This is a genomic window from Rhodococcus sp. 1163 (assembly GCF_002091985.1).
Classification (GTDB): domain Bacteria; phylum Actinomycetota; class Actinomycetes; order Mycobacteriales; family Mycobacteriaceae; genus Rhodococcoides.
The window spans coordinates 133,331-152,515 of the sequence record NZ_MKKX01000020.1; the positions used below are offsets into that span (position 1 = coordinate 133,331).

Genomic DNA, 19,185 nt, shown 5'->3' on the forward strand with positions numbered 1-19,185 from the left:
CCCATGCCGATCCCGTCCAGCACGTATCGACTTCAACTGCGCGGGGATGGATTCACTCTCGACGACGCCCGAGACCTCGTCGACTATCTCGACGATCTCGGCGTCACCCACGCGTACCTTTCTCCGATCCTGAGCGCTACCGAAGGGTCGACGCACGGGTACGACGTCGTGGATCCACAGACGATCTCGTCCGCTCTCGGTGGTCGGGCAGCATTCGAGGCGCTCGTGGCCGAGCTTCACGCACGGGGAATGGGCGTCGTCGTCGACATCGTGCCCAATCACGTCGGTGTCGAGGACCCACAGCAGAACGCTTGGTGGTGGGATGTTCTCGCTCGCGGCAGAGATTCCGACTATGCAGACTGGTTCGACATCGACTGGCGCAGCGACAACGGCACCGATGGAAAAATCGCCCTGCCGGTCCTCGGATCCGAAGAGGACACGAAAGAACTGGTGATCGACGTCTCCGGTGAGAAGCCTCTGCTCGCATATTACGAACACAGGTTTCCCATCGCCGAGGGAACCGAGAACGGTAATGCGGAGGAAGTACACGCCCGTCAGGCCTACCGTTTGGTCAGTTGGAAGGCAGGCCTGGTCGGCTACCGACGATTCTTCTCGGTCAACGGTCTTGCCGGACTTCGCCAGGAGGACTACGACGTCTTCACAGCCTCCCACCAGCAGGTGAGCAGCTGGATGTCGGACGGGCTCGTCGACGGGTTGCGAGTCGATCACCCGGACGGCCTCGCCGATCCAGCCGGCTATCTGACCGAACTCCGCGAGGTGATCGGGCCGGACCGTTGGCTGGTAGTGGAGAAGATCCTCGCGCGCGGCGAACCCCTGGACGAGTCTCTGCCGGTCGACGGAACCACCGGATACGACGCTCTTGCCGATCTCGGTGGGGTGTTCGTCGACCCGGACGGCGCGGAGGCACTCGGCGAGCTGTCGCGGGTCTACACGGGTGTGGTCAACGATGCGAGATGGCTGCACGAGACCGAGCGGGCATTGAAAATCTCTGTCGCACAAGGCGATCTCGCACCCGAGGTTTCTCGTCTGAGCCGTGCGATCGCGCGCGAGTCTTCGACAGCCATCTCTCACGAGGACATCAGCGCTGCGGTGGTCGCCCTGGTGGCTCGGATGCCGTACTACAGATCCGATTACGGCCCTCTGGCCGGCACCGTCGCTCGAGTCGTCGGCGAGGTCAGCGCGAGCGACCCGGCCCTCGAAGCAGGCCTCGATGCGGTGACGACCGCGCTGATTCGTGGCACCGAGTCAGCCGTGCGGTTCGAGCAGGTTTGCGGGGCCGTGACGGCCAAGGGCGTCGAGGATTGCTTGTTCTATCGCGCGACGCGGCTCATCTCGCTGCAGGAGGTCGGCGGTGATCCCGCCGAATTCGGTATCAGCCCAGCGCAGTTCCATCTCGCATCCGCGGATCGAGCAGTCCGGTGGCCCGCCGCGATGACGACGCTGTCCACACACGACACCAAGCGTGGAGAGGATGTTCGCGCCCGCATCGGCGTGCTGTCGCAGACGCCCGAACTCTGGGCGCGATGCTTGACAGACTGGGAACTGCTCGCGCCGAGCCCGGATGGGGCAACCGGACTGTTCCTGTGGCAGAACGTATTCGGCGTGTGGCCCGCGGACGGCACGATCACCGAAGAATTTCGAGCACGTCTGCACGCCTATGCCGAAAAAGCCGTCCGCGAAGCCGGTCTCCGCACCGGATGGAACGACGTCGAAACGACATTCGAAGCCTCGGTCCACGATTGGCTCGACTCCATCACGGCGGGGTCGATCGCTGAATCGGTCAGCATGCTGGTCTCGCGGCTCGATCCCCACGGCCGCAACGACGCACTAGGACAAAAGCTTCTGCACCTTCTCGGGCCCGGTGTGCCCGACGTCTACCAGGGCACCGAACTGTGGGACGATTCGCTCGTCGACCCGGACAATCGGCGTCCCGTCGACTACTCGGTGCGTCGTGAACACCTCGCAGACACCGGCATACCCGTCGTCGACGGCAGTGGTACGGCGAAATTTCATATCGTCCGCACCGCCCTCCGACTCCGGCGTGAGCGGCCCGACAGTTTCGTCGGTGGAACTTACGCACCCGTCTACGCCGTCGGATCCGCTGCAACGCACGTTCTCGGATTCGCCCGAGGATCGGTACTCGCCGAACCTGATGTGATCGCGCTTGCCACCCGCCATTCGCTGACACTCGCATCACAGGGTTGGGGATCGACAGCGGTGGTACTCCCCGACGGACAGTGGCGCGATCGTCTGACCGATTCCGTATTCACGGGCGAGATTTCAGCGGAGGTGCTTTTCGCTTCGCTGCCCGTGGCATTACTGGTACGCGAGAACTGAGGAGCTGCACCCATGATCCACCGTTTCCAAGTGTGGGCACCGACCCCCGAGAAGGTTCGACTGCATCTGGACGGCGACGTCCACGACATGGAGCGCCGGTCCGACGGTTGGTGGTTCACCGATAAGGAGGCTCGGCCGGACAGCCGATACGGGTTCCTCCTCGACGAGGACGACACCGTGATTCCGGATCCCCGTTCGCCGCGTCAACCGGACGGGGTGCATGCTCCCTCGCAGCTGCACAGTGTCGACGAGTCGAAGTGGACCGATTCGACATGGACCGGCCGTCAACTGCCCGGTGGCGCACTGTACGAGTTGCACATCGGAACCTTCACTCCCGAAGGCACATTCGACGCGGCCATCGCCAAACTCGACCACCTCGTCGACCTCGGTGTCACCTTCGTCGAGGTGATGCCGGTCAACGGATTCAACGGCACCCACAACTGGGGTTACGACGGTGTGCTCTGGTACACCGTTCACGAGCCGTACGGTGGGCCGGAAGGGTTGCAGCGCTTCGTCGATGCCTGCCACCGACGGGGACTCGGAGTGGTACTCGACGTGGTCTACAACCATTTCGGCCCATCCGGCAACTACCTCGACCGATTCGGACCGTATCTCGCTCAGGGGTCCAATTCGTGGGGCCAAGCGATCAACTACTCCGAGGCCGATTCGGGGCCGGTGCGGCGCTACGCAGTCGAGAACGCGCTTCGATGGTTCTCCGAATTCCACATCGACGGTCTCCGTCTCGATGCAGTCCATGCCATCGTCGACCACACTGCCGTCCACCTGCTCGAAGAATTGGCAGTGGACACACGCCGACTGTCGGCTCATCTCGGACGCCCACTGACTCTGATCGCTGAGAGCGACCTCAACGACCCCAGCCTCATCACTGCGCGGTCCGGCGGCGGTTATGGCCTGGATGCGCAGTGGGACGATGACATTCACCATGCCATCCACGCTGCGGTGTCCGGTGAAAGACAGGGCTACTACGGAGATTTCGGTTCACTGCAGACGTTGGCGACGACCCTTCGCCATGGGTTCTTTCATGCGGGAACGTACTCGAGCTTCCGTGGCCGGACACACGGCCGTCCTATCGACACCCGCCGAATTCCGGCGAGTTCGTTCGTGACGTACACCACGACACACGATCAGATCGGCAACCGTGCGATCGGTGATCGACCGGGCTTCTATCTCGAACCCGGCCAGTTGGCAGTCAAGGCCGCATTGGTGTTGGCCTCCCCCTACACACCGATGTTGTTCATGGGCGAAGAGTGGGGCGCATCGACGCCGTTCCAATTCTTCACTTCACACCCCGAGCCCGAACTGGGTAAGGCTACTGCTGAGGGCCGCAAAGCGGAGTTCGCCGCGCACGGTTGGGACAGCGCGGACATTCCCGACCCTCAGGACCCGGAGACATTCCAGCGATCGACACTGAACTGGTCCGAACTCGGCACCGGCGATCACGCGCAGCTACTGCAGATCTACCGCGATCTGCTGTCGTTACGGCGTGAATACTCAGAGTTGACCGATCCATGGCTCGAGAACTTTTCCGTCGACTACGACGAGGACGAACGCTGGATCGTACTGCACCGCGGATCGCTTCGGCTGGCCTGCAACCTTGCACCGCACGAGGTGACGGTCCCGGTCGGCGGCATCCCTCTCCTGTCCTGGAGTCCGCCGACCTCGGACGAAACAGGTTCGGCCACAACCATCCCTGGCCATTCGTTCACGATCCTCGCAGCCAACGTGCCTGCAGCGACGAAGTCGTGAACGACACCGTCGACAGGCTTAGCTGAGCCGACCCGTCACGCATGCGTTGTGGTGCCTCGCAGCCGCACGAATACCGCAATCGAAGTGGCAGCCATGACTACAGCGGTAGCCACCGACGCAGCGTGCATGCCGCTGATGAATGCCGCGTCAGCGGACTCGGACAGAAGTTCGGCGGCCTGGGTAGGAAGCGTGTGGGCGACGGCAACCGATCCACCGAGTGTCTCCTGGGCGGAGATCGCCTGAACCGGATCGAGCCCGGACACGTCGAGGCCTCGGCGGAAGTACGACATGACGACCGTTCCGAGAATGGCAACGCCGAGCGCGATGCCCAGTTCGTACGCGGTCTCCGATACTGCGGACGCCGCACCTGCACGCTCGGGCTCGACCGCGCTCACGACCAGGTCCGAGGTGAGGGTCAGCGCTGTACCAGCGCCGGCACCGACCAGGACGAAGCCGGCGATGAACAGTCCGGGTCCACCGTCGGCACGAAGTCCGATCAGCAGAGCCGCGCCTACTGCAGCGACGGCCAACCCGGTTCCGAGCACCGTCCCCGGCGAGAAGATGCGCACCAGGTAGGCCGCGATCAAGGAGGTCACGATGCTCGAGACTGTGCCCGGGAGTAGCAGCAGTCCGGCCTGGAGTGGGCTGTTTCCCAGGACGAGCTGTAGATATTGGGCGCCGAAGAACAGGACTCCGGCGAGCGCGAACACCGACAGGAAGTTGGTGAACACCGCCGTCGAGAACGCCGGCTTGGCGAAGAGCCGAAGATCGATCATGGGTGATTCCAGCGTGCGCTGACGCCTCACGAACGCGATACCTGCAGCGATACCGATGGCTGCAGCGACGGCGTTGACCGTATCGAAACCATGGGTCGCGGTCTCCTTGACTGCGAAAACCAAGGGCACGAGCGCAGCCAGAGACAAGGCAGAGCTCACGAGGTCGAATTTGCCCGGGTTCGGATCCTTCGACTCTGGGATCACCAGCGGCCCCAGCGCAATCAGCACCAGCATGACCGGGATGTTGATGAGGAACACAGATCCCCACCAGAAGTGCTCCAGAAGCCACCCCCCCACGAGCGGACCAGCGGCAGCACCACCGCCCGCCATAGCGCCCCAGATCCCGATCGCCATGATCCGTTGACGCGAGTCGGTGAAGATCGTTCTGATGAGGCCCAGAGTCGCAGGCATCAGTGTCGCACCGGATACGCCCTGCAGAACCCGTGCTGCGATGAGCATCTCGGGGCTGACGGAGAATGCAGCAACAACCGATGCGATGCCGAATCCAGCAGCACCGATGAGCAACAGTCGACGACGGCCGATCCGATCACCGAGAGTGCCCATCGTGATGAGTAGACCTGCTAACACGAACGAATAGACATCGATGATCCACAGCAGCTGATTACTGGTCGGCGCAAGGTCGGAGCTGATGAACGGCAGCGCAAGGTCGAGCACAGTGCCGTCGACCGCGATCAGAAGCACCGCGAACGCGAGCACCACCAGCCCGAGCCAGTCCTGTGTGGTGGCCCGCCGGTCAGGGGCGGATTGCATGCTGGGCATGCTCGACTCGTTCACGAACTTCTCCTCGGTTCGACAACCTTGTGACTGGACCGTCCAGACGGTACAGTTACCCAGAATAGCAGTGCACCGTCCAGTCGGTACAGTGATATATATGTCGTCAGACACACGTGATCGAATACTCGACGCACTCGAGACACTGCTCCTCGACGAAGGGTCGACAAAGGTGACGCTCGAGAGTGTCGCCGCGTCGGCCGGGGTCTCGAAGGGCGGATTGCTCTACCACTTCAACACCAAGGACGCGATGATCGCCGCCATGGTCCGCAGACTCGGTGAGCGTTCGGACGAACAAAGGGCCGAAGCCGAACGTGGCGGATCCACCGTCGCCCACTGGTATCTGCAGCCACCCGGATCGATCTCGGACAAGGAAACGGCACTCTACCGCTCGACCCTCGCCGTACTGCGCAGCGTCGACGGCAAGCCTGGAGAGATACAACAAGCCGTCATCGACATGATGCGACTCTGGGACGAGAGCCTCCAGGCCGAGATCGACGACCCGGTGCACGCCGAGATCGTGCGACTCGTCGGCGACGGCATCTACCTGGGCGCGCTACTGAATCTGCCGCCGGTGGACCCGACATTGCATCAACAGGTCGTCGAACGGCTACTCGGAACCGATCACGTCAGATAGCGATATGCGGGTGTTCCGGGCTCCAACTGCTCGACCTGCAGATGAGACGAGCGCATACGTTCGAGAAGCGAACTGAGCCCTGACGCGACCCCGAGTTGAATGCCGACCAACGCCGCGCCGGTCTCACGATTGTTTCGCTTGACGTACTCGAACAGGGTGATGTCGTCGTCCGGGCCGAGGACGTCGTCCAGAAAACGACGAAGTGCGCCTGGTTCCTGCGGAAAGTCGACGAGAAAGTAGTGCTTGAGTCCGAGGTGCACAAGGGAACGTTCGAGTATCTCGCCGTATCGCGACACATCATTGTTGCCGCCGGAGATCAGGCACACCACAGTACTGCCCGGCGCAACCGAAATCTGATGCAGCGCAGCGACACTCAACGCGCCGGCGGGCTCGGCAATCACACCCTCGTTCTGATAGAGATCGAGCATGGCCGTGCAGATGGCCCCCTCGTCGATCTGCGTGACGAGAAACGGGCCGGCGTCGAGGGTTCCCGGCCGAAAAGCAGGCACAGCCATGAGCGGCAGCGACGCATGCGAGACAACCTCGGCACCCAGGTTCTGCAGCGCCGCGTAGGGCACGTCACCGATCCGACGAACTGCGGCGCCGTCGACGAAGGGATCGATCTCCGCCAGCGTCACCGGCCCGCCTGCGACGAGTGCGGCCGTCATCGATGCGGCTCCGGAGGGCTCAACACCGACCAATGCGGACGCCGGGGAGCGCTCGCGCAGGTACGTCGAGATGCCTGCGATACAGCCACCACCACCCACCGGCATGACCACGGTGTCCGGTGCGGCACCGAGCTGCTCGATGATCTCGGCTGCGATGGTTCCCTGCCCTGCCACCGTCCGTGCGTCGTCGAACGGTGGAACCATTGTTGCGCCTGTTCGCGCGACATCTGCCGCGGCAGAGGCACTGGCAGCATCGAAGGTATCCCCCGTGACGATCAGTTCGACGAACTCACCACCATGGACGCGGATGCGGTCACGCTTCTGCTTGGGAGTGTTGGCAGGAACATAGATCCGGCCGTGCACCTGCATCGAACGGCACGCGAACGCCACACCCTGCGCGTGGTTCCCGGCGCTGGCAGTCACTACCCCCACCGCCAACTCCTCAGGGCTCAGCTGCGCCATCAGATTGTAGGCACCGCGAATCTTGTACGAGCGAACGATCTGCAGGTCCTCGCGCTTGAGATAGACCTGCGCACCGGTAACAGCAGAGAGTCGTTCGCAGTATTGCAACGGCGTCGCGGACACCACGCCCGAAATTCGTCGCGCAGCCGTGTCGATATCGTCCGCAGTGACTGCGAACGTGTGACTGTTGGCTACGACTACATCAGGCGAGTTGGACACTCGTCCATGCTGCCACCAGCACAGTTCCCGATTCGAACCGGGCATCCATTGCGCTTCCGAAGACCCGCTGCGGCCGACCCCGATCACCTCGAGGTCGGCTGCAGTCCGTGGCTTACAGAGCCGTAGCGACTTTCCAGGCCGTATGAATCGCACCCTCGATGTAATCGACCGAGACAGCGTCACCCACAACCTGCACATCGGCAACTACACCCGCCAGCGCCTCGGCGAGCGGAGCCTGCGCCGAAACACCCGAAGCGACGACGACCATGGCGGCCGGCGCGGTCAACGTCTGGTCACCGACTCGGAACTCGACGTGGTCCTTGGTGATTCGCTGCACGGTCGCGTTGCGGTGGATCACCACACCGTGCTCCTTCGCATGACGAACCGCAGTCCAGCGACGCGGCATCGCCATCGGCACGCCGAGCTGCTGCCCTTCTTCGAGCAACGTCACATTCCGTCCACGCTCGGCCAAGAACTCTGCGAGCTCGAGCCCCACGAGCGAGCCACCGACCACGACGACGTTCTTGCCCATCGGCAGGAACTTGCGGGTCACGGCGCGGATGAGAGCAGGACGCTTGGTGATGCCGGACAACTTACCCAGCTTGGCCATCGTCCGCAGGAACGGCGGCACCTGGGAAGTGTCACCGGCACCGGTCATCAAGGCACGCAGCGTATCGCCGGTGTGCACGTGCGGGAGATCGCCACCGGGAACGGAGGGCCGCTCACGCACAGCACCGGTGGCAACGACGACCACGTCGGCGTCGAGCGCCTTGATGGAAGCGACCGTCGCCTCGGTGTTCAACCGGATATCGACGCCCAGCCGCGAGGTCTCCGATTCGAGCCACTTCAGTAAACGCCCGTTGTCCGGGGTCGTAAGGCTCGAGAACCACAGCGTGCCGCCGAGCCGATCGGCCTTGTCCACGACCGTAACTCGATGTCCACGCTCGGTGGCGACACGGGCGACTTCGAGTCCACCGGGGCCGGCCCCGACCACGACCACATGCTTCGGGGTGGCGGTACGCACGAATGGAAGCAGTGTTTCGTCACCGAGGGCAGGATTCACCGCACACAACGGAGTCTCGTCCCAGAAGTTCTCCTGAACGCACACATAACAATTGATGCAGGGACGGACGCGCTCCGGCGTTCCGGCCTCGAGCTTGTTCACCAAGTCCGGATCAGCGAGCAGCTGGCGACCCATCGCCGCGAAGTCCGTGCGTCCTTCGGCGATCATCTTCTCACTGACGTCGGGGAGCATACGTCCGACGGTGATCACGGGGATCGATATCGCCTGCTTGATTCGCGTTGCATTATCGGTGTAAAAGCCGACCTTGTCGGGCAGGGGGCCGTCGGTGAAGTTGGCGAAAGCGTTCAGTGCGGTACCGGTGACGTGGATGGCGTCAGCGCCGGCCTCCTCGAACATCTTTGCGGCCGCAACGGCTTCGTCGACGGTCAGCCCGTCGGTTTCGCCATACTCTTGACCGGCCAAACGCACGATGACGGCGAGCGAATCGCCGACCTCCGCCTCGACCGCCCGAATAACTTCACACGTCAGGCGAGCCCGATTCGCCAAGGAACCGCCGTACTCGTCGCTGCGCTGATTCGTGTACCGACTCAGGAAGGCCCCGAGGACGTAGTTGTGGGCACAGTGAATCTCGACGGCGTCGCCGCCCGCTGCCTTCACCCGTCCGGCAGCCTCGGCGAACATGCGGACCAGCCAATCCAGATCTTCCTTGGTGGCTTCGTGGTAGGTCGCCTTCTTGCCCTCGTTGATAGCACCCATCTTGCCCAGTTCTTCGGGCGTGCAATCGGCCATCGCACTCATGTCACTCGGAGGCTTCGGCATGGACGGCACCAGTTGCGGTCGGCCGTCGAGGGTGTCGATTCGCGCCACCTTGCCGTGGTGCGTCATCTGCACGCACAGCTTGCTGCCAGTGGCGTGCACCGCGTCGGCCAGCGCCTTGATTCCGGGGATGAACCGGTCTTCCGAGAGCCCCGGCTCCTTGCGGCTGGTGCATCCCACCGGGTAGGCAACAGCGCAGCATCCGGTGATGATCAGCCCGGTTCCGCCGGCCGAACGCGCGACGAAATGATCGATGTCGCCACTCTCGATTTCACCGTCATGGCTGAGGTTCATATCCATTGCGGGAAGAACGACGCGGTTCGGAACGGTCATAGGACCGATGGTCCCGGAGGCGAGAAGGTGCGGGAAAGTTTGGTTGCGGGTCACGAGTAGACGATAATTCGCTTTGCGCCGTGACAATGAATCGCTCTCGATGAACGGGACTCCACGGCGAAATGCGAACTGCTACCGGCAGGTTTCAGGCCCGGCTCAGAACGAAGACTGGTATGTCGCGATCGGTCTTCTTCTGGTAATCCGCGTAGTCGGGGTACGCCGCAACAGCGCGCTCCCACCACACCGCTTTTTCCTCGCCGGTGACCTCCCTCGCTACGTAGTCGGCCTTGTCCGTACCGTCCTGCAATTCGACATTCGGATCGGCCACCACGTTGTAGTACCAGACCGGATGCTTCGGAGCTCCGCCCAATGACGCAACGACGGCGTACTCACCGTCGTGCTCGACCCTCATCAACGGTGTCTTACGGAGCTTGCCCGTCTTGTTCCCCTTGGTGGTCAGCAGAACTACCGGCATTCCATTCATGGATGTGCCTTGCGTTCCCCCCGATTCCTCGACAAGTTCGGCCTGCTTACGGGCCCAGTCGGAGGTGCTCGGTTCGTATTCCCCTGTCAACGGCATGGCATCCAGTCAACACCTACTCGTGCCCCCATGCCACCAGTGCCGACTTTCTTCCCGGTTGCGCAGTGACAGGGAATACCCGACACCGAAGTTCGGTAGCCCGAAACCTTGGGTACGTATACCCTGAACAAGAATGCGCTACCTCCGATTGGAGCAACGAGATGACCCACTTCGCCGAGACGACAGCCGGTACGCGTACGCGCCTGCGCACTGTGGATATCGCCGGCACACCGTGGCCGGTGTACAAGCTCGAAGCTCTCGCCGTAGGCGCTCTGGTGTTCCTCGGTGCACTAGCACTGACTACTTCCCTTCAGGTAGCAGTGCTCGGCAGCGCATGCGTGACGGTCCTCGCCTGGTGGTCCCTGAGGCTCGCGGAAGCGGTCAGCCTGCCAAGCACCCAGGACCGAACAGTGCCTTCAAATCACCCATCAACGCCGACGTCGGGGTAACCCGCAGACTGTCGTCGAGCTTCATTGCGGTCACCTTGTCTCCGCTCACCAGACGCAGATGCACATCCGAAGTACCCGGGTGAGACATCAATATCTTCTTCAGTGCACCGACTTTGTCGGCCGTGCACTGACGGGTCGGCAGGCTGACGGCCAATGGCTTTGCAACTCCGAAAGCCGAGAGGTCCGGTACCGCGAGATCGTTGGCGATCAGTGAAATTCGATCGTCACGCACCGATACTCGACCCTTGACCAGTACCACGGAATCTTCGGTCACGTCTGCGCCGAAGACCGAATACGCCTGCGGGAAGAACAGCACCTCGATGCCGCCGACGAGATCTTCCAATTGCGCCGATGCCCAGGTAAGGCCGTTCTTGTTGACGCGCCGGTTGACCGAGGCGAGAATTCCGCCGATGGTGACCTGGGTGCCGTCCTTGACGTCGCCTTCGAGAATCGCCGGAATGTTGGTGTCCGACTGCGCATTCAACATGTGCTCGACACCCAACAGCGGGTGACCGGACACATACAGACCGAGCATTTCTCGTTCGAGTGCCAGTCGATGCTTCGAATCCCACTCCTCGTCCGGAACACGCACGTTGAACACCGCCGAGATCGACTCGTCGGCGTCCTCGCCGCCGAAGAGATCGAACTGCCCGATCGCCTCGGCCTTCTTGGTGCCCATCACCGCATCGATAGCGTCGGCGTGAATGAGCATCAACCCTTTTCGAGGGTGGTCCAGTGAATCGAAGGCGCCCGCCTTGATGAGCGACTCGGTGACCTTCTTGCTACATGCAACCGCATCGATCTTCTGGAGATAGTCGGAGAAATCGGTGTACTTCGACTTCTCCGACCTCGCACGAAGAATGGAAGCCACAACGTTGGTGCCGACGTTGCGCACTGCGCCGAGACCGAAACGAATGTCCGTGCCGACGGAGGCGAAGTTGAGTTCGGATTCGTTGACGTCCGGCGGCAACACGGTGATACCGAGCTTGCGGCAGTCGGCCAGATACAGCGCTGCCTTGTCCTTGTCGTCACCGACACTGGTGAGAAGCCCTGCCATGTACTCGGCCGGGTAGTTCGCCTTCAGATACGCCGTCCAGTAGGACACCAGACCGTAACCGGCGGAGTGCGACTTGTTGAACGCGTAACCGGCGAACGGCAGAACCGTATCCCACAGCGCCTTGATAGCTGCCTCGGAAAACCCGTTGTCCAGCATGCCCTGCCGGAACCCGGCATACGCCTTCTCCAGCTCCGAAAGCTTCTTCTTACCCATCGCCCGACGCAGCAGGTCGGCCTGGCCGAGCGAGTAGCCGGCCACCTTCTGCGCCAACTGCATGATCTGCTCCTGGTACACGACCAGTCCGTAGGTCTCGCCGAGAATCACCTTGAGGGGTTCTTCGAGTTCGGCGTGAATGGGCTTGACCTCTTGTCGAGCATTCTTACGATCTGCGTAATCGTTGTGCGAGTTCATCCCCATCGGGCCCGGGCGGTACAACGCGAGAACTGCGACGATGTCCTCGAATCCGGTGGGCTGCATGCGTCGGAGCAGATCTCGCATTGCACTGCCGTCGAGCTGGAACACGCCGAGAGTGTCACCGCGCGAAAGCAATTCGAACGTCGCCGGATCATCGAGCGGCAACGCATCGAGATCGATGTCGATACCTCGGTTGGCCTTGATGTTCTCGATCGCATCACCGATGACGGTGAGGTTTCGCAGCCCGAGGAAGTCCATCTTGAGCAGGCCGATCGCCTCACACGACGGGTAGTCCCAGCCGGTGATGATTGCGCCGTCCTGCGCACGCTTCCAGACCGGGATCGCGTCGGTGAGCGGCTCGGAGGACATGATCACCGCGCAGGCGTGCACGCCGGCGTTACGGATCAGCCCTTCGAGACCTTTGGCCGTTTTGTAGATCGTCGCGACATCGGGATTGGAATCGATGAGCGCACGGACTTCGGTGGCTTCCTTGTACCGCTCGTGCGCCGGATCGGTGATCCCGGCAACCGAGATGTCCTTGGCCATGATGGGAGGCGGAAGCGCCTTGGTGATCTGATCGGCGATACCGAACCCCGGCTGCCCGAACTGAACGCGGGCGGCATCCTTGATCGCGGCCTTCGTCTTGATGGTTCCGAAGGTGATGACCTGAGCGACGCGGTCGCTGCCCCACTTCTCGGTTGCATAGCGGACCATCTCACCACGCCGGCGATCATCGAAGTCGATATCGATATCGGGCATCGACACGCGCTCGGGGTTCAGGAACCGCTCGAACAACAGTCCGTGCGGTAGTGGATCGATATTGGTGATCCCCATCGAGTACGCCACGAGCGAGCCTGCAGCCGAGCCACGGCCGGGCCCGACCCGGATGCCGACGGCCTTTGCATGGTTGATGAGGTCTCCGACGACGAGGAAGTACGCCGGGAACCCCATTTCGAGGATGACGCCGATCTCGTATTCGGCCCGGGCGAGGTATTCCTCCGTCGGGCCGTCGGGGAATCGGCGGTCCAGCCCGGTCATGACCTCGTGCCGAAGCCACGTTCCCTGGGTGTGTCCTTCGGGAACAGGGAAGATCGGCATCCGGTCACGGTGCGCCCACACGTCGTCGTAGGGCTGGACGCGCTCGGCGATGACAAGCGTGCTGTCGCAGGCGCCAGGAACCTGGTCGTCCCATAGTTCGCGCATCTCTGCTGCCGACTTGAGGTAGTAACCGTCGCCGTCGAACTTGAAGCGGGTGGGATCGCTGAGAGTCTTGCCCGTCTGAATGCACAGCAGCGCCTCGTGATTGACCGCTGCGTCTTTCGTGACGTAATGGCAGTCGTTCGTGGCGAGTGGCGGGATCGACAGCTTCTTGCTGATCTCGAGCAGCCCCTCGCGGACTCGACGCTCGATCGACAACCCGTGGTCCATCAACTCTACGAAGAAATTCTCCGGGCCCCAGATTTCCTGCCACTTGGCGGCAGCCTCCATCGCCTCGCGGTCCTGACCGAGCCGAAGTCGCGTCTGCACCTCACCGGACGGGCACCCGGTGGTGGCAATGATGCCTTCCGCATGTGTGGCGATGAGCTCTTCGTCCATTCGTGCCCACTTGCCCAACTGGCCCTCGATGGATGCCAGCGAGGACAACTTGAACAAGTTGCGCAGACCGGTGGCGTTCTCGGCGACCATCGTCATGTGCGTGTACGCGCCACTGCCGGACACGTCGTCGGACTTCTGACTCCGGTCGCCCCAGAGCACGCGCTTCTTGTTGAATCTGGACTCGGGCGCGACATACGCCTCGATGCCGATGATCGGCTTGATGCCGGCCTTCTTGGCCTCGTTGTAGAACTCGCTCGCGCCGTACATGTTGCCGTGGTCGGTCATCCCGACCGCGGTCATCCCCAAGCGTCCGGCCTCGGCGAACATCGGCGCGATCTTCGCGGCCCCGTCGAGCATCGAGTACTCGGTGTGGTTATGCAGATGAACGAACGAGTCAGCCACGAACATGTCTCCTGAAGGTCGAACTGTGTGTGAATCTCGGTCGAAAGTCTCGGGCAGTGCCAATCGCGCCAGCGGGAAGGATCTATACCGAAGCCCACCCACTCTAAGCGTTCGAACCGACAGATTTTCCATGCTGTCGGTGTGTCCTGCGGGAACGATGACCGTGTCCTGCAGCTCTCGAGACAGGTGTGACGAAAGCGACGGAAGTCGCCGTCATCGCGGCGGGGGCACGGGCCCGTCGTCGGGAAGGGGGCCCACGACGGAAACGAATTCGGGAAGCAACACTCGTACCGCGAAGCGACCGGCAATCGCGTCCGCGGGTAACGCTTCGACCGCTCGCACTCCCTCGGTGTTCTCGATGGCAAGCAACGCCGACGGAGTGGCACGTAGTACCGCGCCGACGACACAGTCACAACCGGAGCCGAGCCGCGCGGCCGATGCGGCGTCGATTTGAGATTGGCGGTCCCACTGCCCGGCGCTCATTCCGAGTCTCGACGCGGCGACGCTTTCGGCCCCCAGCACGGATTGCTCGCTCCCCGCGACACCGATGTCGATCACCTGGCTTTGCACGCGGTCCATCGGTACTCGCAGAAGCACCCGTGCAATCCGCTCACCGTCGGCGACTGCAACCAGCCGCTGCGGGGAAAGTGGCGTATCGAAAGAAACGAGAGCCCAACGCGGATTGCCGTCATCGACTCCGCGAAGGGTCCCCCTCGCCATGTCGAGGTAATCCGACACCATCTCACCGTTGTCCGGCCCGAGTCGATCGGTGTTCACCCCGGGGCGCGGAAGCGGATTCATCGCCCCGACCAACCAGAGCAGTCCGACCACGACTGCCACCAACACGCCCGCCTCGAGTGCCCCGCCGAACCGTCTCATGCCTTGCGCAATACCTCCAGCGCGTGCTGAAGATCGGCGGGATACTCGCTTTCGATCTCGACCCATCGGCCGTCGGATGGGTGGGTGAATCCCAACGACTTGGCATGCAGCCACTGACGCTCCAGACCGAGCCGTGCTGCGAGTTTAGGGTCCGCCCCGTAAGTCAGGTCGCCACAGCAAGGATGCCGGAGCGCCGAGAAGTGCACCCGAATCTGATGCGTGCGACCGGTCTCTAGGTGCACGTCCAACAAGCTCGCAGCCTGAAAAGCCTCGATCGTGTCGTAGTGCGTCACACTGGCTTTGCCGTCGGCACGTACAGCGAACTTCCAATCGTTGCTGCCGTGGCGCCCGATCGGGGCATCGATCGTCCCGCTGCTCGGGTCCGGATGTCCCTGCACCAGAGCGTGATACCGCTTGGAGATGGTCCGCTCCTTGAACGCGCGCTTGAGTACTGTGTACGCGCGCTCCGAGGTGGCGACCATCATCACACCCGAGGTACCGACGTCGAGACGATGCACGATGCCCTGACGCTCGTGCGACCCGGACGTCGAGATTCGATACCCGGCAGCAGCCAGTCCACCGATCACGGTGGGGCCGGTCCAGCCGACGCTCGCATGCGCAGCCACTCCCACCGGCTTGTCCACCGCGACGATATCGTCGTCGGCGTAGAGAATGGCCATTCCCGGGACCGGCTGCGCCACGACCGTCAACTCACGGGCGGGCTCAGGCAATTCGACCTCGAGCCATGTGCCTGCCGACAGGCGGTCGGATTTACCGACTTTGACACCGTCGACAACTACCGAGCCCTCTTCCGCGAGCGTGGCCACCACGGTCCTGGAGAAGCCGAGCAGCCGAGAGACGCCTGCGTCGACACGCATGCCGTCGAGCCCGTCGGGAACCGGCATCGAACGTGATTCCCTCATTTTTCCACTGCCGTCGTCGCTGTGTCGTTCTTCTTCGACTCGGTACGTCGGCCGTTCGGTTCGAGCCCGAACAGGCTCAACGCGACCAGCAGAATTGCGCCGCACACGATCGAGGAGTCGGCGACGTTGAATACTGGCCACCACCCCACCGACACGAAATCGACCACGTGACCTTGCAACGGCCCTGGGGAACGAAAGAACCGATCGATGAGGTTTCCGAGCGCGCCACCGAGAACGAGTCCGAGACCGAGTGCCCACCAGGGCGAACGCAACGTCCGTCCGATCCGAATCACGCCGATCACGACGCACACCGCCACGATGGTGAGCAACCAGGTCATCCCGGTTGCCATGGAGAACGCGGCGCCGGGGTTACGCACCAGACGCAGGGTGACGACGTCGCCGAAAATCTCGACCGGTCTGCCCGGCGAAATCCAATGGACGACGGCGATCTTGGTCGCAAGGTCGAAAGCGAGGACGACGAACGCGATCACGACCAGCATCCGGGTACGCAGCGGCTTGTCGGGCACGCCGTCCGACTTCGGGGATTCCGCAGGGATATGCGCGCCGGTCTGCGCAGCGTCGGGCTTGTCGGCAGTACTGTCGGGGCTGGTCGGATCGGTCGGGCGGTCTTCACTCACACCCCCATCATGTCGCATCGAGACCTCGCACCACACATCCGGATCGGCGGCGACCACTCTCGCGGGCGCCGTGTCCGTAATCTGGGTGCCGTGATCTCGACTTCGAAAACCTCCGTACGACGTCTACGCGGACTTGCCGCCGTCGCCGCAATCGCCACTCTCATGACGGCATGCACATCCTCGGGCGAGGACACGTCGGTGACCGCGACGAGCCCGTCCCCTACCTCCGGCGTCTCGCTACCCGTCACCCCGGTGACGACAACTCTGTTGGACCCGGGCGCGGAACCACGATCGACCGTGACCGCTGTGCGCAGCGGCGATCAGACGGTTCAGCTGTCCACCCGTTCGGCAGTGACTCAGCAGATCGACGATCAGGCAGTGCAGGACTTCTCCACCCCCGAGCTCACTCTGCCGTTGACCGCGACGGACATGGACTCCTCCGACACGGTGAACCTTCGCGTCGGCAAGGCGACGTCAGCAGACCAACGACTCACCGACGCGTTGGCGCCCGCGGAAGGTTCGGCCGCCTCTTTGACCATGACCGATACCGGGGCGATCACCGCGCTGACGATCACTCCGTCGGACGAGACACAGGATTCAGCACGTGCGGCCATCGAACAGGCGCTGAACCAGGCCGTGTACAGGTCGGTCTCGTATCCGGACGCCGAGATCGGCGTCGGCGCCGTGTGGACCGTGGAACAACAGGTCATCAGCGGAGTGACGCTCAACCAGGTGACGACCGCAACGCTGAGATCACGGGACGGCGACCGCTTGACCATCGACCTGCGGATAGACCAGACACCCGAGTCGACCACGCTGGAACTGCCCGACGACGCCGGTTCGCTCGCCATCGATTCCTACACCATGACCGGAACGGGAACCCTCGAAGTCGACGCCGGGAAACCACTTCCGTTGTCGGGTGAGGTCACGGTCGGTGGCAAACAGCAGTACAGCGACCCCGAAGGATCGACCGTGCTGCGTCAGGACATCAGCGACACCGTTCGATGGACCACGCCATGATGTCGCGTCCACTGGTGCTCACTGCTCTGGCCGTCGCGACGGCATTGTCTGCCGCCGCCTGCGGTGGGTCCGATGCCCCGTCCGATGACGCACCGAAGGTCGCACTCGGCCCGGCTGTCGCCGCACCCGATCTCTTGTTGGGATCACCGATCACCGATTCGGCGACGTTACAGTCCGCGATGCTCACCATGGATCTACTGCCCGACGGATTTGCGCCGATTCCCGACCCGGTCCGTGATCTCGGCATGGATCCGGCTCCCGAGTACGACGCACCGGACCGATCGGGCACCGATCCGCAAGCCTGCGGCGACGTCCTCGCACCGATCGAGCGACAGGTGCCCGGTGCGTCTGCTGGAGCCGACGTGCGTTACTCGGGTCCGAACTTTTCTTCGCTGGACGAGGACGCGGCGAGCTACCCCGGCCGCGGGGCAGCTGAGGCCTTCACTGCGCTTCAAAACACTTTCGCTCAGTGCACCGAATACTCCGGCACCGATGCGGATGGGGTGCGCATCGACTACCGACTCGAAGGTCGCGAGCAAAAAACGGTCGGCGACGCGTCGGTCTCGGTGCGCCTGACCATCGACAGTGGCGGTTACACACTGATATCGGACGTCGTAGTTGCTGTGGTCGATTCGACGGTCGTGCAACTTGTCGGGACCGACCAGGAAGCGTTCGATTCAGCGCTGATGACCGAGCTGGCCACGACGGCGGTGGATCGCATCAGAGGCGCCGACCGAGGCGTATAGAACGACGCGTGTCCGCTACTTCTTCGCGCACCTCACCCCGGACACGCAAATGCCGGTGCCGTCCCAAAAGGGACGACACCGGCATTGATCCGATCGAGTGCTACGAGATCAAGCGCACGCGGGCGAAGTCAGCTGCGCGAGCTGTACGAGGCCACACGCGTTGTCCTTGGACAGCTTCCACTTTCCGTCTTCGGCGACGAAGGTGAAGTTGCCGGGGTTGGCCTGACCGTTGATCGTCAGCGTTGCGCCTGCATTGAGTGTGCCGTCGCCCAAGTCGTCGACGCTCGTGATCTGAATATCAGCACCGTTCGCCACGGCTGCGGCCGCGACCTGGTTGATGAGATCGGGATCGGCCTCGGCACCCTGGATGAGCTGAGCCTTCTCCTCCACCGGCACCGCTGGATCGAGCCCGCGAAGCAGCTCGGTGTTCAGCTCTTCCGCCGACGGAACCGGCGGGTAGTCGCCGCTCGCGTCGGGCGCGGCCGAAGCGGAAGATGCCGCAGAAGTGGTGGTGGTGGTTGGGGTTTTGCCTTCATCGTCCGATCCGCACGCGGTCATCGTGAACGCTGCGGCGATCGCGATGCCTGCAACCATGGCCTTGCTGGTGTTACGAAGCTTCAAGTGCTTGT

14 protein-coding genes are annotated in these 19,185 nt (G+C 62.9%); 5 read left to right on the forward strand and 9 right to left on the reverse strand.

Annotated features, from left to right (window positions below):
• Window positions 1–3: 3 nt before the first annotated feature.
• Together treY and treZ are read left to right on the forward strand one after the other, a co-directional pair.
• Window positions 4–2,358, forward strand: coding sequence for a malto-oligosyltrehalose synthase (treY, locus tag BJD99_RS09575; protein ID WP_084346597.1), 2,355 nt, complete (start codon window positions 4–6; stop codon window positions 2,356–2,358).
• 15 nt (window positions 2,359–2,373) lie between these two features.
• Window positions 2,374–4,125: a malto-oligosyltrehalose trehalohydrolase gene (gene treZ, locus BJD99_RS09580; RefSeq protein WP_179142281.1), complete on the forward strand. Its 1,752-nt coding sequence runs from the start codon at window positions 2,374–2,376 to the stop codon at window positions 4,123–4,125.
• A gap of 35 nt (window positions 4,126–4,160) precedes the next feature.
• On the opposite strand, the gene BJD99_RS09585 is transcribed toward treZ, so the two are convergent.
• Complete coding sequence (locus BJD99_RS09585) at window positions 4,161–5,681, reverse strand: MFS transporter (RefSeq protein ID WP_084346757.1); 1,521 nt, start codon at window positions 5,679–5,681, stop codon at window positions 4,161–4,163.
• A 112-nt stretch (window positions 5,682–5,793) separates the two neighbouring features.
• Here BJD99_RS09585 and BJD99_RS09590 point away from each other — a divergent pair, with 112 nt between their 5' ends.
• Window positions 5,794–6,330, forward strand: coding sequence for a TetR/AcrR family transcriptional regulator (locus BJD99_RS09590; RefSeq protein ID WP_084346599.1), 537 nt, complete (start codon window positions 5,794–5,796; stop codon window positions 6,328–6,330).
• On the opposite strand, the gene ilvA is transcribed toward BJD99_RS09590, so the two are convergent.
• The 7 genes from ilvA to lspA form a co-directional block, all read right to left on the reverse strand.
• The gene (gene ilvA, locus BJD99_RS09595) at window positions 6,318–7,679 is read right to left on the reverse strand and encodes a threonine ammonia-lyase IlvA (RefSeq protein WP_084346600.1); all 1,362 of its coding nucleotides are present in this window, start codon (window positions 7,677–7,679) and stop codon (window positions 6,318–6,320) included. The two genes, BJD99_RS09590 and ilvA, sit on opposite strands and share 13 nt — an antisense overlap.
• Window positions 7,680–7,791: 112 nt before the next feature.
• The gene (locus BJD99_RS09600) at window positions 7,792–9,852 is read right to left on the reverse strand and encodes an FAD-dependent oxidoreductase (RefSeq protein ID WP_084346601.1); all 2,061 of its coding nucleotides are present in this window, start codon (window positions 9,850–9,852) and stop codon (window positions 7,792–7,794) included.
• A gap of 145 nt (window positions 9,853–9,997) precedes the next feature.
• Entirely contained in the window at window positions 9,998–10,432 is a 435-nt protein-coding gene (locus BJD99_RS09605; protein WP_084346602.1) for a nitroreductase family deazaflavin-dependent oxidoreductase, read from the reverse strand.
• A gap of 381 nt (window positions 10,433–10,813) precedes the next feature.
• A complete protein-coding gene (gene dnaE / locus BJD99_RS09615; protein ID WP_084346758.1) occupies window positions 10,814–14,350 on the reverse strand; it encodes a DNA polymerase III subunit alpha in 3,537 nt (1,178 codons plus the stop codon).
• A 213-nt stretch (window positions 14,351–14,563) separates the two neighbouring features.
• The gene (locus tag BJD99_RS09620; protein ID WP_084346603.1) at window positions 14,564–15,229 is read right to left on the reverse strand and encodes a hypothetical protein; all 666 of its coding nucleotides are present in this window, start codon (window positions 15,227–15,229) and stop codon (window positions 14,564–14,566) included.
• On the reverse strand, window positions 15,226–16,152 hold the full coding sequence (locus tag BJD99_RS09625) for an RluA family pseudouridine synthase (protein WP_084346604.1): 927 nt from the start codon (window positions 16,150–16,152) through the stop codon (window positions 15,226–15,228). Before BJD99_RS09625 ends, BJD99_RS09620 begins: the two co-directional genes overlap by 4 nt.
• Window positions 16,149–16,808: a signal peptidase II gene (gene lspA / locus BJD99_RS09630; protein WP_084346759.1), complete on the reverse strand. Its 660-nt coding sequence runs from the start codon at window positions 16,806–16,808 to the stop codon at window positions 16,149–16,151. The genes BJD99_RS09625 and lspA overlap by 4 nt, the downstream gene beginning before the upstream one ends.
• A 144-nt stretch (window positions 16,809–16,952) precedes the next feature.
• On the opposite strand from lspA, the gene BJD99_RS09635 reads away from it, so the two are divergent.
• Complete coding sequence (locus tag BJD99_RS09635; protein WP_084346760.1) at window positions 16,953–17,810, forward strand: hypothetical protein; 858 nt, start codon at window positions 16,953–16,955, stop codon at window positions 17,808–17,810.
• Complete coding sequence (locus BJD99_RS09640) at window positions 17,807–18,556, forward strand: hypothetical protein (protein WP_256895574.1); 750 nt, start codon at window positions 17,807–17,809, stop codon at window positions 18,554–18,556. Before BJD99_RS09635 ends, BJD99_RS09640 begins: the two co-directional genes overlap by 4 nt.
• 108 nt (window positions 18,557–18,664) lie before the next feature.
• Here BJD99_RS09640 and BJD99_RS09645 read toward each other — a convergent pair whose 3' ends face one another.
• Entirely contained in the window at window positions 18,665–19,177 is a 513-nt protein-coding gene (locus BJD99_RS09645; protein ID WP_084346761.1) for a hypothetical protein, read from the reverse strand.
• Window positions 19,178–19,185: the final 8 nt, after the last annotated feature.

Coding starts and splice junctions, on each gene's coding strand:
- BJD99_RS09625 (WP_084346604.1), bottom strand. CDS start 16,152: ATGAGGGAATCACGTTCGATGCCGGTTCCCGACGGGCTCGACGGCATG.
- lspA (WP_084346759.1), bottom strand. CDS start 16,808: ATGCGACATGATGGGGGTGTGAGTGAAGACCGCCCGACCGATCCGACC.
- BJD99_RS09620 (WP_084346603.1), bottom strand. CDS start 15,229: ATGAGACGGTTCGGCGGGGCACTCGAGGCGGGCGTGTTGGTGGCAGTC.
- BJD99_RS09605 (WP_084346602.1), bottom strand. CDS start 10,432: ATGCCGTTGACAGGGGAATACGAACCGAGCACCTCCGACTGGGCCCGT.
- BJD99_RS09585 (WP_084346757.1), bottom strand. CDS start 5,681: ATGCCCAGCATGCAATCCGCCCCTGACCGGCGGGCCACCACACAGGAC.
- treY (WP_084346597.1), top strand. CDS start 4: ATGCCGATCCCGTCCAGCACGTATCGACTTCAACTGCGCGGGGATGGA.
- BJD99_RS09590 (WP_084346599.1), top strand. CDS start 5,794: ATGTCGTCAGACACACGTGATCGAATACTCGACGCACTCGAGACACTG.
- BJD99_RS09635 (WP_084346760.1), top strand. CDS start 16,953: ATGACGGCATGCACATCCTCGGGCGAGGACACGTCGGTGACCGCGACG.
- BJD99_RS09640 (WP_256895574.1), top strand. CDS start 17,807: ATGATGTCGCGTCCACTGGTGCTCACTGCTCTGGCCGTCGCGACGGCA.
- BJD99_RS09600 (WP_084346601.1), bottom strand. CDS start 9,852: ATGACCGTTCCGAACCGCGTCGTTCTTCCCGCAATGGATATGAACCTC.